At 61.3% G+C, this 14,226-nt stretch carries 16 protein-coding genes; 10 read left to right on the top strand and 6 right to left on the bottom strand.

The features are described 5' to 3' along the window. The first annotated feature begins 3 nt into the window (after nucleotides 1–3). Nucleotides 4–453 carry a carboxymuconolactone decarboxylase family protein gene (locus tag BLS60_RS18155; protein ID WP_092370856.1) on the top strand — a complete coding sequence of 150 codons (450 nt, stop codon included), beginning with the start codon at nucleotides 4–6 and terminating at the stop codon, nucleotides 451–453. Nucleotides 454–476: 23 nt separating this feature from the next. Next, entirely contained in the window at nucleotides 477–746 is a 270-nt protein-coding gene (locus BLS60_RS18150; RefSeq protein WP_092370854.1) for a putative quinol monooxygenase, read from the top strand. A 57-nt stretch (nucleotides 747–803) separates the two neighbouring features. Here the strand turns inward: BLS60_RS18150 and BLS60_RS18145 are convergent, their stop codons facing one another. Next, nucleotides 804–1,232: an organic hydroperoxide resistance protein gene (locus BLS60_RS18145; protein WP_070883565.1), complete on the bottom strand. Its 429-nt coding sequence runs from the start codon at nucleotides 1,230–1,232 to the stop codon at nucleotides 804–806. Nucleotides 1,233–1,445: 213 nt separating this feature from the next. Continuing rightward, nucleotides 1,446–1,895, bottom strand: coding sequence for a MarR family winged helix-turn-helix transcriptional regulator (locus tag BLS60_RS18140; RefSeq protein WP_070883564.1), 450 nt, complete (start codon nucleotides 1,893–1,895; stop codon nucleotides 1,446–1,448). A gap of 242 nt (nucleotides 1,896–2,137) precedes the next feature. On the opposite strand from BLS60_RS18140, the gene BLS60_RS18135 reads away from it, so the two are divergent. Beyond that, the gene (locus BLS60_RS18135) at nucleotides 2,138–2,530 is read left to right on the top strand and encodes a putative periplasmic lipoprotein (protein ID WP_092370851.1); all 393 of its coding nucleotides are present in this window, start codon (nucleotides 2,138–2,140) and stop codon (nucleotides 2,528–2,530) included. Nucleotides 2,531–2,576: 46 nt separating this feature from the next. Here BLS60_RS18135 and BLS60_RS18130 read toward each other — a convergent pair whose 3' ends face one another. After that, nucleotides 2,577–2,840, bottom strand: a complete 264-nt coding sequence (locus BLS60_RS18130) for a YgaP-like transmembrane domain (RefSeq protein WP_070883562.1) — start codon at nucleotides 2,838–2,840, stop codon at nucleotides 2,577–2,579. Between the two features lie 414 nt (nucleotides 2,841–3,254). On the opposite strand from BLS60_RS18130, the gene BLS60_RS18125 reads away from it, so the two are divergent. Both BLS60_RS18125 and BLS60_RS18120 read left to right on the top strand, forming a co-directional pair. Beyond that, on the top strand, nucleotides 3,255–3,653 hold the full coding sequence (locus BLS60_RS18125; protein WP_167357684.1) for a DUF2513 domain-containing protein: 399 nt from the start codon (nucleotides 3,255–3,257) through the stop codon (nucleotides 3,651–3,653). Nucleotides 3,654–3,672: 19 nt separating this feature from the next. Then, complete coding sequence (locus BLS60_RS18120) at nucleotides 3,673–6,129, top strand: glycogen/starch/alpha-glucan phosphorylase (protein ID WP_092370845.1); 2,457 nt, start codon at nucleotides 3,673–3,675, stop codon at nucleotides 6,127–6,129. Nucleotides 6,130–6,243: 114 nt separating this feature from the next. On the opposite strand, the gene BLS60_RS18115 is transcribed toward BLS60_RS18120, so the two are convergent. The 3 genes from BLS60_RS18115 to BLS60_RS18105 are packed head-to-tail and all read right to left on the bottom strand — an operon-like array spanning nucleotide 6,244 to nucleotide 7,331. Continuing rightward, a complete protein-coding gene (locus tag BLS60_RS18115) occupies nucleotides 6,244–6,492 on the bottom strand; it encodes a hypothetical protein (RefSeq protein WP_070883559.1) in 249 nt (82 codons plus the stop codon). Further along, a complete protein-coding gene (locus tag BLS60_RS18110) occupies nucleotides 6,489–7,103 on the bottom strand; it encodes an NAD(P)H-binding protein (protein ID WP_092370842.1) in 615 nt (204 codons plus the stop codon). The genes BLS60_RS18115 and BLS60_RS18110 overlap by 4 nt, the downstream gene beginning before the upstream one ends. Before the next feature lie 9 nt (nucleotides 7,104–7,112). After that, complete coding sequence (locus BLS60_RS18105) at nucleotides 7,113–7,331, bottom strand: hypothetical protein (RefSeq protein ID WP_092370839.1); 219 nt, start codon at nucleotides 7,329–7,331, stop codon at nucleotides 7,113–7,115. A 217-nt stretch (nucleotides 7,332–7,548) separates the two neighbouring features. On the opposite strand from BLS60_RS18105, the gene BLS60_RS18100 reads away from it, so the two are divergent. From BLS60_RS18100 to BLS60_RS18080, 5 genes are all read left to right on the top strand, one after another. After that, nucleotides 7,549–8,040, top strand: coding sequence for an MgtC/SapB family protein (locus tag BLS60_RS18100; protein WP_070883556.1), 492 nt, complete (start codon nucleotides 7,549–7,551; stop codon nucleotides 8,038–8,040). Nucleotides 8,041–8,149: 109 nt separating this feature from the next. Beyond that, entirely contained in the window at nucleotides 8,150–8,350 is a 201-nt protein-coding gene (locus BLS60_RS18095; RefSeq protein WP_241077694.1) for a hypothetical protein, read from the top strand. Nucleotides 8,351–8,497: 147 nt separating this feature from the next. Further along, nucleotides 8,498–9,322 (top strand): non-homologous end joining protein Ku, encoded by an 825-nt coding sequence (ku, locus tag BLS60_RS18090; protein ID WP_070883554.1) that lies wholly within the window; start codon nucleotides 8,498–8,500, stop codon nucleotides 9,320–9,322. An 11-nt stretch (nucleotides 9,323–9,333) separates the two neighbouring features. Continuing rightward, on the top strand, nucleotides 9,334–11,904 hold the full coding sequence (gene ligD / locus BLS60_RS18085; RefSeq protein ID WP_092370836.1) for a DNA ligase D: 2,571 nt from the start codon (nucleotides 9,334–9,336) through the stop codon (nucleotides 11,902–11,904). Nucleotides 11,905–12,190: 286 nt separating this feature from the next. Continuing rightward, a complete protein-coding gene (locus BLS60_RS18080; protein WP_092370833.1) occupies nucleotides 12,191–14,215 on the top strand; it encodes an alpha-1,4-glucan--maltose-1-phosphate maltosyltransferase in 2,025 nt (674 codons plus the stop codon). Nucleotides 14,216–14,226 lie beyond the last annotated feature (11 nt).

Below are 14,226 nucleotides of genomic sequence, written 5' to 3'. Positions count from 1 at the left end.
ATCATGAACAATTCATGGTTCACCCTGCCAACATTGCTGCTGGCAATTGCCGTAGTGCCTGCCGAAGCAACCCAGGACGAGCGCCGTGTGCGAGGCGAAAAGGTCATCGAGACGCTCGCCGGCACAGGCGGCCAGCCGGTGCTGCAGCAAATGCACAAGGATTTTCCGTTTCTCGCTGGCGCCATCACCGACTACGCGTTGGGTGATGTTTGGGGTCGCGAGGTGCTCGACCATCGCACCCGCCAGCTCGCTACCGTGTCGGCGTTCGCGGCTCAGGGCAACCTGCCGCAGATGAAAATCCACGCCGGCTACGCACTGAGACTGGGCGTCACGGCCGATGAGCTCAAGGAAATCATCTACCTGACCACCGTCACGGCCGGTTTTCCTCGTGCCATCGATGCGGCGCAAGCACTGCGTGAGGTGCTCGCCAGTGCCGATGCCTCGCCGCCGTGATGATCATGAAAGGAGATACGCAGATGCAGACCCATATCACCGTTCTTGACGCTCCACCTGGTCGCAGTGAAGAGCTGGGCGGGTATTTGCGCGATCTGCTGGAACCGATGCGTGGCCTGGAAGGTTGCCTGGCGTTCGAGCTGCAGCGCGACCGGGATCATTGGCAGCTATCTGGTCGTTGGCGCAAGCCCAGTGATCTGGATCGTTACTTTCGCGCGCCGCTGCTTCAGGAGGTACTGGACAGCGCCTGGCGTAACGGCGTCATCCAGCACCTGCAAAGCCGTGCCGCTTGAGCCGCAACGCAAACGCCCCGGAAGAGTCCGGGGCGTTTGCGTTTCAGCGCGAGACGATCACTCGACCAGCGTCAGGGTCACGTCAATATTCCCGCGCGTGGCGTTGGAGTAAGGGCAGACGATGTGCGCCTTGTCGATCAGCGCCTGTGCTTCTTCACGGTCCAGGCCTGGCAGGGTGATCTTCAGTTCCACTTCGATAGCGAAACCGGTGGGCACGGCGCCGATGCCGACGATGCCTTCGATCCAGCTGTCCGGCGATACCTTGTGCTTGTCACGGGCGCCGACAAATTTGATCGCACCCAGAAAGCAGGCCGAGTAGCCCGCAGCGAACAGTTGCTCCGGGTTGGTGCCCTGGCCGCCAGCGCCACCGAGTTCCTTGGGCGTGGTCAGCGCAACGTCGAGTACGCCGTCAGAGGAAATGGCACGGCCTTCACGGCCCCCAGTGGCTTCAGCGTAGGCGCGGTAGGCAACGGTTTCGATAGACATGATGGATCCTCGCTCAGGAAATGTAATTCGCATTAAAATTTAGTGCGCAAACTAGTTGCTTGATGCGAACTCTAGTCGTGATTTATTTAGTGCGCAAGGTATTTTCGATATTTCGTCTGTTAGCGCTTCAGCGGCTATCACCGTAGAGCCAGGAGCAGGCGTGAGTATCAGAGAAGGGGTTACAGCCTGGCTCAGCCATTCACTGCGTTGGTATCAGAGGCTGTCATGAAGCTGCTTGCGCAGCGCAGTGAGTTCCGCAGTGAGCGCGGAGAGGCGTTTGGCGGTTTGTGCGCTGGCGTTGATGATGCAGCCTGGAATCTGCCGTGCCTGTTCACGCAGCGCCCGGCCTTTGTCGGTCAGTTGCAGGTGCACCACCCGTTCATCGCTGCTGCTGCGGGTGCGATTGAGCAGGCCTTCGGCTTCGAGGCGCTTGAGCAGCGGGGTCAGCGAGCCCGGGTCGGTCAGCAGCCGCGCGCTGATATCACCCACGGTGATGCCATCGCGCTCCCAGAGCACCAGCATCGCCAAATACTGCGGATAGGTCAGGCCGAGCTTTTTGAGCAGTGGCTTGTAGACCTTGGTCATCATCAGCGAGGTCGAGTGCAGGGCAAAGCACACCTGATTGTCGAGCAGTAGGTCGGCGCAGGTGTCGTCGGTGGTCATGAAAACTCCGAAATCAGGGCAGGGCAGAGAGCAATTTATCGGGCCATCCATGTCGATACTAGCGCAAGCCCGCATGGGACTGCTTGCTGGCCAGTAAAGGAGGTTTGGCACTCGTCAGCGTGGCTGTCGATTATATGATCTTGTGCAGCGCCGTGGCCTGCCTTCATGCCTACAATGCCGCTTCGCCGCTTTCGACTTTCTGCGGGCAGGCGACCCGATCTGCTTTCTCTGGAGTGAACGCCATGAAAACCCTGATGGCCGGCGTGCTGGCCGTGCTGATGCTGGCCGGCTGCGGCAGCCACAACACCTCGTCGATAGCGCAGGCGCCGGTCGGCGGTAAGGTCAATCCGACGCGCTTTCTGGTGATCCCGGCTGACGCCGACGTTGAAGCGGCGAAAAATAGCCTGTTCTCCGCGGTGGAGCAGGACGGCGTGACGTTCGACGCGTTGTTCGGCACCGCTGCCAGCCCCGCCGGCGATGACCTGGCGGTATGCGGCCACGCCAGCCGCGACGCTCAGGATCGCGCCCTGTATTTCGCTTACTACAACGGTGAACTGCTGCTGTGGGATGAAACCGCGCCACACGGCTCCAGCACCGAAAACCAGTTTTTGGCGATGATCTGCTCTTACCGCTGAATATTTCGGCCCGCTGGCGCAGCGCAGCTAGCTGATATCCGGGCGGTCAGCCATTTCCCAATAGACGCTGCGGGGCCGGCAGGCGTTTCAGCGTGGCGGCTGGCGTTCTGGACGCCATGCGGCGTTTTGCTGGGCAGATACCGGTGACGCCGCGAAACACTCCCAACGCCCCGGCGGCGATATCCACTAGGCCAAACATGCCGCGTACCGCCAGCCCCTTGCGTATCAGCAATACCCCGCCGGCGATGGAGATGACGCGCTCCACCGGTGCCAGGTTGATTGCGCTGTGCTGCTGGTTGCGTTCGCTCATGCCATTACTCCGCTCGAGAGGCTTATTTCAGGGCGCTGACCAGATCGGCCTTGCGCAGGGTCGAGTGCGCGCCGATTTCCCCGGCGCGCGAGGTTGATGAGTAGCTGCAACTGGCCCTTGCCATGCGTGGACGCTCAGTTTTAGCGCGCCGCGGCCTTACGTTTGGGCTGGGTTCAGTGCCGCATTTCACCGGCACCTTGCCAAGCGTGATGCAGCGCTGCGTTGCCAACCTGTGCAGCTGTGAAGCGCCGTGCTGTCGCGAGTTCCTGGCGGTGGATGAGTGGTCGTCTACCAATCGGTCCAATGGGTTGAACTCTGCCTAGGGTGGGGCACTCATTGCTAAGTGCTTTTGGGCAGGGCGCTGGCTCTGCAATGCGCCCGCCAGCCGCTGACTAATTTATGAGGAGATCGACGATGAAACGAGATTGGGAACTGATCCGTGAGCTGCTGCTGCAGATCGAGGCACTGGAAACCGGCCACCATTTCTACCCGCAGAGCGTCGGCCAGCATTGTGCCGAAGCGGTCAGCTATCATATTCATCTCATGTGCCAGGCCAATCTCATCGAATGTTCCCAGCACCATCCGTGGAACGGCGCACCTGTTGCCATCGCCAACGGCCTGACCTTGACCGGTCACGACCTGCTCGATGGCATTCGCGAAACGTCGCAGTGGCAAGCCAAGAAGGCATTTCTACAGGCGCGCTCCGGTGGCATCACCTATGAAGGATTGAAAAACGCGCCAACCGCCGACTCCATGCTATACGCCGCCAACAGCGGTGCCGAAGAGGGCCACAACGGGCACGTCTACAACTGATTCAGGGAGTAAACCTGTGATGGCCGAGGAAGCAGCGAAAGCAACAGACCCAGTCGAGACTTTCAAACAACTGATCCTGGCCAAGCTCAGGTATTCGGTCGGCAAGGATCCGGGTAACGCCTATGGTCACGATTGGTTCGAGGCCGTCGCGCTGGCGGCTCGCGACCACCTCATCGATCATTGGGAAGACGCTTCCTTGCAGGTCGACCGACAAAAGCAGAAGCGCGTCTATTACCTGTCACTGGAATTTTTGATCGGCCGCTTGCTGGTCGATAACCTCAGCAACCTCGGCCTGCTGGATACGGCCCGCGAGGCGCTGGCGCAGCTTGACGTGGACTTTGATCAGATCCGTAATCTCGAGCCGGATGCCGCGCTGGGCAATGGCGGCTTGGGCCGCCTGGCTGCATGCTTCATGGAAAGCATGGCGTCACTGAATATCGCTGCGCACGGCTACGGCATTCGCTACGAGCATGGCCTGTTTCGCCAGGTGGTGGTCGACGGTTGGCAGCAGGAACACACAGAAACCTGGCTGGACTTCGGCAACCCCTGGGAGTTTGAGCGGCCCGAGGTGAGCTACCGCGTCGGGTTCGGCGGTAGCGTCGCCAACCTTGCCGAGTCCAGCGAGGCACCGCGGCACGAATGGCTGCCTAACGAGCAGGTCCGTGCAATCGCCTATGACACGCCGGTAGTGGGCTGGCGCCATTCCAGCGTCAATACTCTGCGACTGTGGCGCGCCCGCGCCGAAGAAGACCTCAAACTGGAGCGATTCAATGCCGGAGACCATTTTGGCGCCGTTGCCGATGTGGTCCGGGCGGAGAGTATTTCCCGCGTGCTGTACCCCGCCGACAGCACCGAGGCCGGGCAGGAGTTGCGCTTGCGCCAGGAATTCTTCTTCGTCTCCGCGTCGCTGCAGGATCTGATCGCCCGGCACCTGGAGCTGAATCTCGACATTCATTCGCTGCCCGACCGCGTTGCCATCCAGCTCAACGACACCCACCCGGCCATCGCCGTGGCCGAGCTGATGCGTTTGCTGGTCGATGACTACCGTCTGGAATGGGCCGAGGCGTGGAAGCTGACCGTCGCCACGCTGTCTTACACCAATCACACCTTATTGCCCGAGGCGCTCGAGTCCTGGCCGGTGTCGTTGATGGAACGCCTGTTGCCGCGGCACATGCAGATCATCTACCTGATCAACTCGTACCACATCGATTCGCTGCGGGCCAAAGACATCCATGACTTCGAACTGCTGCGCTCCATTTCGCTGATCGATGAAGACCACGGTCGCCGCGTGCGCATGGGCAACCTGGCGTTTCTCGGCTCGCACAGCATCAATGGCGTGTCGGCGTTGCATACCAACCTGATGCGCAAGAGCGTGTTCAGCGATTTCCATCGCCTATATCCGGAGCGCATCAATAACAAGACCAACGGCGTGACCTTCCGCCGCTGGCTGTATCAGTCCAACCCACAGCTGACCGAGTTGCTGGTCAGTGCGGTCGGTGAGGAGCTGCTCGATTCACCGGAAACCACACTGCGCAAGCTCGAACCGTTTGCTGCCAAATCGTCTTTCCGCAAGCAGTTCGCGGCACAGCGCCAGCATGCCAAGCGTGAACTCGCTGAGCTGATTCGCGAGCGCATGGGCATCAGCCTGGATACGCAGGCGATTTTCGATGTACAGGTCAAACGCATCCACGAATACAAGCGTCAGTTGCTCAACCTGCTGCATACCGTGGCGCTGTACCAAGCGATGCGTAACGACCCGGCTACCGACTGGGCGCCGCGGGTGAAGATTTTCGCGGGCAAGGCGGCTGCCAGTTACCACCAGGCCAAGCTGATCATCAAGTTGGCCAATGACATCAGCCGCACCATCAACGTCGATCCGACGCTGCGTGGCATGCTCAAAGTGGTGTTCATCCCCAACTACAACGTCAGCCTCGCCGAGGTGATCATCCCGGCGGCGGATCTCTCCGAGCAGATTTCCACGGCAGGGCTGGAGGCCTCGGGCACCAGCAATATGAAGTTCGCCCTCAACGGTGCGCTGACCATCGGCACGCTGGACGGCGCGAATGTGGAGATGTCCGAGCAGATCGGCCGCGAGAACATGTTCATCTTTGGTATGACTGCTCAACAGGTGGCTGCGCGTTCGCGTCGGGACCTGAACATGCATGCCGAGGTGGCCGCGTCCGAGCGTCTGGCCGGTGCCTTGGAGGCGATTCGTTCCGGGGTGTTTTCGCCGGATGATCCGGGCCGTTATGTTGGCCTGATCGACGGCCTGCTGGCCCACGACCGTTTCCTGGTCTGCGCCGACTTCCAAGCTTACTGGGATGCGCAGCGCAAGGTCGACATGCTGTGGCGTACGCCGGATCGCTGGTGGCAAGCTGCGGTTCTCAACACCGCGCGCACGGGCTGGTTCTCGTCGGACCGCACCATTCGCGAATATGCCAAGGACATCTGGAAAGTGGCCGGCATTGATGACTGAGTGATGCAATCAGAAAACGCCCGTACTCGGTACCGAGACGGGCGTTTTTTTATGGGCTGGTGTTTTTGCGCAGGTGCCAGACGCTGATGCAGCAGTTCAGGTCCGCGCCCGGTCTCAGGCGTTCAACGCGTGCTGGTGCTGCTGATAAGTGCGGTAGGCACGTTCACGCAGGCGCGCACGGCGTGGCGCATGCTGACGGCGCCAGGCGGGCGTGCTGGGGGAGGTCGGCAACGGTGGAAACTCCTCGGCCAGCTGGGCTTCGAGCTGATAGCGGTTGACCAGACGCAGCATGCCCCAGAGCATGGCGGCAGACAGCATCAGCCAACCGGAAATCATCAACAGGATATAGCTTTCAGGACTCATGGGGCCTCCTCGGCCTGCGGGCGAGCGTCGACGCGTATGCGTTGTTTGGCGCTCGTTCCCGGCAGGCATTGGTCTATCACGCTGCAGGCGTAATGTTGCAGGGTGATGATTGCAGTAGGGTCATTGGTCTGGCTGTCGCTCGCCCGGTTGCCCGGCGCATCCACTAGCGTCCAGGCCAACGGGGATTTGTGCAGGCTGTGTTGCAGGTGCTCGATTTTCTCGGCTGGCAGCTGTGCGGCATCGTCCAGCCAGGCGTGGTCGCCGATCAGGATCAGGCGCTCCACGCGCGCGGTGGGCAGCCCTTCGAGTAATGCGATGATCGCGTCATAGGTGCGCTCGAAACCGTCGGCATCACACCCCGCGCGCAGCTGACGGCTGCTCAGCACGGCTATTACCGAGTCCACGCCAGCCACGCTGCGTGCGACGCTGGCAGCGTCGAATGGATTGCCACTCTTGGCGCTCAGGTTTGCACGAGCTGCGATATCGGTTGGGTCGTCGACAATAACGACCACCCGCAAGCCTTTATCCAGCAACGCCTCCAGCAGAGCATCGGTCATGCGATCCGGTGCACCGTACAGGGCGATTTTCTCGATCATTAGTGGCTCGTTCATGGTGTTCGCTCAGGTTTGCCGGACTTGCCCAGGTTCCTGGTCGGCTGCGTCGCCCAGTGGCTTTACCTCAATGTCGGTAATTTCATTAGGCAGATCGCTGCTGTGCAAAGACTCGATGTGGTAGCGAGCCTGCTCGGGCGTCAGCACCGGCGCGCCGGTCTGCACCTCGGTTGATTTCTTCTGCTTGCCGAGCCGGTAGCTGACGAGGAAGTAATGATTTTTCGACATCCGAACCTCTATTCGTCGGGCCTGTGGCGTGCGATGAAGTCACGTCGCCGGTATCTATCAAGACTGGGCGACCAGGCAGCACGTTCAGGTTTTTTGCCCAACGGTCAGCGCTTAAAAAGCCCAAACCTATGTGCCGATGGACGGTCAATAGCGGAGCGCTAGCAGCTGTTTGTCGTGCGATGCGCATCCGGGTCATCACCGTAGGCTGGGAGCGAACATCGTGAGTTTTTGGGAAGAGGTACTGGCCACGCTGGCCAACGAATTTTCCGATCTGAGTAGCCCCGAGCAATTCACTCAGGTCACGCTGCGTCTGCTGTTGGCTGCGTTGCTGGGAGGTTTGCTTGGGCTGGAGCGCGAGGCGCATGGCAAAGCCGCTGGTATCCGCACGCATATGCTGGTTGCGATGGGTTCTGCGCTATTTGTGCTGGTGCCTGCTCAGATGGGCGCTGAGAGCGACGCCATGAGCCGGGTCATTCAAGGGCTCGTGGCGGGTATCGGTTTTCTCTGCGCGGGGACCATCCTCAAGGGCGAATCGATGTCCGAGGTGAAGGGCCTTACCACGGCTGCCGGCATCTGGCTGACTGCAGCCATCGGCATCACCGTAGGCCTGGGGCGCGAGGCCACTGCGGTGCTGAGCACGCTGCTGGCATTCTTCATCTTCAACATCGTTCCGCACTTCAATCGGTGGATCGAGAAGCGTGCGCGCTGAAAACCCTGGAACACCTGGGCCAAGCCGTGCTCCTATCAGGTAGACCTGAAGCGGTAGGAAGTTCGCCATGTTCAGAAACTTCAAGGGATGCATTGCCTGGACGGACGCCATGAAGGACGGCCAGCACTATGTTGGCCTGATCGAATACCAGCCAAAATGCGCCGGCGCTGCGGTGCAGATGCTTTGGGTGGCTGCCCCCGGCTCGATCTGCGAAAGCGAGGCGGAGACAGCTGCTGACAATATGCTGCGGCAGATCCGTGACATCACCATCGACGGCAGCGTGATCTATCGCGACGGCGTAGCCCTTTAGCGGTTCTGCCGCTTGTTGATCTGTACTGCGCTGCTGCAGTGCGGCCTTATCTGCTTGTTCACCGCCCGCTGCCCTCCGGCGGATCACTGAAACTTTTATTTTCACCGCCCGGTCACCCGTAGACGTTCATCTCGCGGGGTTTCACACATGGCGCGTGCAATCTGGAAAGGGGCGATCAGCTTCGGGCTGGTCCATATTCCTGTTTCGCTGGTATCGGCCACTTCATCGCAGGGCATCGACTTCGACTGGCTCGACTCACGCAGCATGGAGCCGGTCGGCTACAAGCGTGTCAACAAGGCCACCGGCAAGGAAGTCGACAAGGAGCACATCGCCAAGGGCGTGCAGGTCGAGAAGGGCCGCTACGTGATCATCAGCGAGGACGAGATTCGCGCTGCTCACCCCGAATCCACCCAGACCATCGATATCTTCGGCTTCATCGATGCCGAGGCGATTCCCCTGCAACACATCGAGCGCCCCTATTACCTGGCGCCGGACAAGCGCGGCGAGAAGGTTTATGCGCTGTTGCAGCAGACCCTCAAGGACACCGGCAAGGTGGCGTTGGCGCACGTCGTGCTGCACGTCAAACAGCACCTCGCGGCGCTGATGGTCGTTGACTCGGCGTTGCTGCTGGTGATGCTGCGCTGGCCCGACGAGGTGCGGGATATCGAGGCACTGGAGTTGAGCGAGGCGGTGACCGGTGCCAAGTTGAGCAAGGGCGAGCGCGACATGGCCAAGCGGCTGGTGCGCGACATGGCGGTCGACTGGGAGCCGGACGAGTACCAGGATACCTTTCGCGAAAAGATCATGGCGCTGGTCGAGAAGAAGGCCAAGGCCGGAAAAATCGAAGACGTGGAGGGCGGCGAGAGCAAACCGGCAAGCAAGAGCGCCGATGTCATCGACCTTACCGATCTGCTCAAGCGCAGCCTGGAGGGCAACTCTTCAAAGCCGGCGCGCAAGCGTTCGTCGAAGTGAGGTGAGTGGTCATGGCCAAGGCCCCCAGCGCATACAACCGCAAGCGCAATTTCGAGTCCACCAGCGAGCCGCGTGAGCCGGCGCGACGACCTCGCTCCAAGGCAGGTTCGTTGCGTTTCGTGGTGCAAAAGCATGACGCGCGTAATCTGCACTACGACTTCCGCCTGGAGCTGGAGGGCACGCTGAAAAGCTGGGCCGTGCCCAAAGGGCCGAGCCTCGACCCGTCGCAGAAGCGCCTTGCGGTGCATGTTGAAGACCATCCGCTGGACTATGCGACCTTCGAGGGCAGCATCGCCGAAGGCAATTATGGCGCGGGCGATGTAATCGTCTGGGATCAGGGCATTTGGCAACCGGACGGCGACCCCGTTGCGGGGTATCAGGCTGGCAAGCTCAAATTCGTGTTGATCGGCGAGAAGCTCAGCGGCGCCTGGACGCTGGTGCGCACGCGCTTGAAGGGCAGCGGCGATAAACAGCAGTGGTTGCTGATCAAGGAGCAGGACGACGTGGCGCGTCCGGCGGCCGAATACGACATCGTCAGCGAGTTGCCAGCCAGCGTGATCAGCGGCACCCTGGTTGGTGGTATGCAGAAGCCGGCCGCCAACCAGTCGCAACCCTCGGCCACCAAGAGCAAGCGCAAGGCTGCTTCGAAGCCGGCGACCCGGGCGAAGGCAGGCGGCAAGCACCAGGACGAGCCGATGCCGGATTTTCTCTCGCCGCAATTGGCAACCCTGGTCAGTGAGCCGCCGACCGGCGATTGGACGTATGAAGTCAAATACGATGGTTATCGCATTCTGACGCGCGTCACCGATGGTGAGGTGAAGCTGTTCAGCCGCAATGGCCATGACTGGACGCAGCGTCTGGCGCCCCAAGCCGCGGCGCTGGCCAAGCTCAAGCTTGGCGACAGCTGGCTGGATGGCGAAGCAGTGGTGCTCGACGAGCACGGCATGCCGGATTTTCAGGCTCTGCAGAATGCCTTCGACGAGCAGCGCAGTGCCGATGTGGTGTATTTCCTTTTCGATGCGCCCTGGCTCGACGGCCAGGACCAACGCAGCCTGCCGGTACAGGAACGGCGTGCCTTGTTGCAGAAGAAACTGCCGAAACGGCGCAGCCTGCTGCGCTTCTCAGAAGCGTTCAGCGTCGACCACCAAAGCGTACTCGACAGCGCCTGTGCGCTCGGCCTGGAGGGGGTGATCGGCAAGCGTGCGGGTAGCCCTTATCGCTCTGCGCGCAGCCCTGACTGGATCAAGCTCAAATGCCGCCAACGTCAGGAGTTCGTGGTGGTGGGCTTTACCAAGCCCCAGGGTAGCCGCTCAGGATTTGGCGCGTTGCTGCTGGCAGTCAATGATGCCGACGGCCTGCGCTATGCCGGGCGTGTGGGTACCGGCTTCAACCAAACGTTGTTGAGCAGCCTGCACGAACGTATGCAGGCGCTGGCCCGCAAGGATTCACCGCTGCATAAGCAACCGAGCGCGGCGCAGCGGCGGGGAGTGCAGTGGATCGAGCCGCAAATGGTGGTGGAGGTGGCCTTCGCCGGGTGGACCAACGATGGGCTGGTTCGCCAGGGTGCATTCGTTGGCGAGCGCAGCGACAAGCCGGTCGAACAGATCGTTCGCGAACACGCTGCCTCGGCAAAGGATCTCAAGGCGCCGCCAAAGCCTGCGGTTGCCAAGCCGCGTCGCCAGGGCAGAGAGACCATCGCCGAGGTGTCCGTCAGCCACCCGGAGCGGGTCATCGATTCACAGAGCGGCACCACCAAGGCCGACCTCGCCAGGTTTTACGCAGAGATCGCCGAGTGGCTGCTACCGGAAATACGTAAGCGCCCGGTGTCGTTGCTACGCGCGCCAAGCGGTGTGGGCGATGAGCAGTTCTTCCAGAAACATGCCGAGCGCCTGTCGATTCCCAATATCCGCCACCTCGACCCGGCGCTCGATCCTGGGCACGACCGGCTGATGGCGATCGATAGCGTGCCGGCACTGGTCGGCGCCGTGCAGATGGGCACCGTCGAGCTGCACACTTGGAACGCCGAATACGCCAGCCTCGAGCGACCGGATCGGCTGATCCTCGACCTTGATCCCGATCCAGCCTTGCCTTGGCGCGCTATCGCCGAAGCGACGCGGCTCAGTTTGTCAGTGCTCGACGAGTTGGGCCTTGAGGTCTTTCTCAAGACCAGTGGCGGTAGCGGCATGCACCTGGTGGTGCCGCTCGCACGACATGTTGACTGGGACACCTTGAAGGCATTTGGGAAAGCAGTTTCGCAATTCATGGCCAGTGAACTGCCGGACCGTTTCAGCGCCCGCATGGGGCCGAAGAACCGCATCGGCAAGGTCTATCTGGACTATCTGCGCAATGGGCGTGGCGCCAGCACGGTGGCCGCCTATTCGGTGCGGGCACGGCCCGGGCTGCCGGTTTCCGTGCCGATCCGCCGCGAGGAGCTGGCCCAGCTGCAACATTCAGCGCAGTGGCACATCGGCAACCTGCAACAGCGACTGGCGCAGTTGCAGGGCGACCCCTGGGAGGGCTATGCCAACCGGCAGCGAATCACTCGCGGCATGTGGAAAAAACTGGGGGTCGACGCGCCGTGATAGCTCGATGCCAGCTGCGTTGCAGCGCGTCAGCGGCACTTTGGAAACTCTGAACTTAGCTCAATCCGGCAGGTTCGGAGATAGACAGGTCGCGCTACCTCGCAACGGAGAATGACCCTGATCGTCGAGGCCTTTTGAACTCCAAAGGCGTTATGACGCAACAGCGTTACCGGCTGCAGTACACCGTGACCAATCCGCATTCAGGTACGCACTTTCGCGTACGGCCCATGGCGCATGCCATGGGGCAACAGCTTATACGCCTGCAAGGCGTGAGGAGCCCGTTTCGATGCCGTCTGCTCAACTGCAAACCCCTTATCTGCAAGAGCCTGTCCGTCTGAGTCATGGTCAGTTGTCACTTGAACAGGCGCTGGAGTTACCACGCCTGGCCATCGAAGAAGTGGAGCCGCAGGTCGAGCAGGGCCGTTTCGCAGTCAAGGCGATAGCCGGCGATGAGGTAACGGTCAGCGCGCTGATTTTTGCCGATGGTCACGACAAACTCGCGGGTGAAGTGCTGTGGCGAGATCAGGGCGCCGAGCACTGGCATCGTGAGCCATTGGAAGACATCGGCCACGATCGCTGGCAGGCAGTGATCACGCCGCAGAAAGTCGGTGAAGTCGAGTTTCTCATCGAGGCCTGGTGGGACATCTACGCCAGTTATTGCTATGAGCTGTCGAAAAAATTCGGCGCCGGGGTGACCATCAACCTGGAGCTGCAGGAGGGCGAAGCGCTGTTGCGCGAGGCTGCCGGGCGCGCCGAAGGCGATCTGGCCATGACGCTGCAGGCTGTGGTCGATGAGCTGGGCGAATTGCAGAGCCTCGACGAGCGCGTGGCATTGCTGCTGGCGCCCGATACTCAAGCTGCGGTACGTCGCGCTGAAGGGCACCCGCATCGCACTCGCAGCGCTGTCTACCTGCTCGATGTCGAGCGTCCGCTGGCGCGTTTCGCCAGTTGGTACGAACTCTTTCCCCGTTCCGAAACCGATGATCCCACTCGCCACGGTTCGCTGAGGGACGTGATCAAGCGCTTGCCGGCCATTCAGACGATGGGCTTCGACGTCCTCTATTTTCCGCCCATCCATCCCATCGGCACCACCCACCGCAAGGGCCGCAACAATTCGCTGACCGCCGGCCCGGAAGATCCCGGCAGCCCTTACGCGATCGGCAGCCACGAGGGCGGCCATGACGCGATTCACCCGCAACTCGGGACCCGCGAGGACTTTATCGCCCTGGTCGAGGCGGCGCGCGAACATGACCTGGAAATCGCCCTGGATTTCGCTATTCAGTGCTCGCCTGATCACCCGTGGCTGCAACAGCATCCCGGCTGGTTCAGCTGGCGCCCGGACGGCAGCATCCGCCATGCGGAAAACCCGCCGAAGAAGTATGAAGATATCGTCAACGTCGACTTTTACGCCCAGGACGCGATCCCCGAACTGTGGCTGGCGCTGCGTGACGTGGTACGCGGCTGGGTCGAACTGGGCGTGTACCAGTTCCGCGTCGACAACCCGCACACCAAGCCGCTGCCGTTCTGGGAATGGTTGATCGCCGATATCCGCAAGACGCACCCGCAGGTGATGTTTCTCGCCGAGGCTTTCACCCGTCCGGCGATGATGGCGCGCCTCGGCAAGCTCGGCTTTACCCAGAGCTACACCTACTTCACCTGGCGCAACACCAAGGCCGAGCTGGAGGCATACCTAACCGAGCTGAACGAAGCGCCGTGGCGCGATTGCTACCGGCCGAACTTCTTCGTCAACACGCCGGACATCAACCCGTACTTCCTGCACCACAACGGCCGTGCCGGGTTCCTCATTCGCGCGGCGCTGGCGACCATGGGCTCGGGCCTGTGGGGCATGTACTCGGGCTTCGAGATCTGCGAGTCGCTGCCGGTACCGGGCAAGGAGGAGTACCTGGATTCGGAGAAGTACGAGATCCGCGTTCGCGACTATCAGGCGCCAGGCAACATTGTCGCCGAGATCGCCCAACTCAACCGTATCCGCCGTCTCAACCCGGCCTTGCAGACGCATCTGGGCTTCAAGGCGTACACCTGCTGGAACGACAACATCCTGTATTTCGGCAAGCGCACTGCTGACCGCAAGAACTTCATCCTGGTTGCCATCAGCCTCGATCCGCACAACGCCCAGGAGGCCAACTTCGAATTGCCGCTGTGGGAGCTGGGCCTGGATGACAACGCCACCACCGAGGGCGAAGACCTGATGACCGGCCACACCTGGCAGTGGCACGGCAAGGTGCAATGGATGCGTATCGAGCCGTGGCATCAGCCGTTCGGTATCTGGCGTATTCGCGTGGCGAGCTGAGGGAGTCATTC

It is taken from the genome of Phytopseudomonas seleniipraecipitans (assembly GCF_900102335.1).
Lineage (GTDB): Bacteria > Pseudomonadota > Gammaproteobacteria > Pseudomonadales > Pseudomonadaceae > Aquipseudomonas > Aquipseudomonas seleniipraecipitans.
Note: the sequence above shows the minus strand (reverse complement) of the source record. Positions and strands in the feature narration are given on the sequence as shown.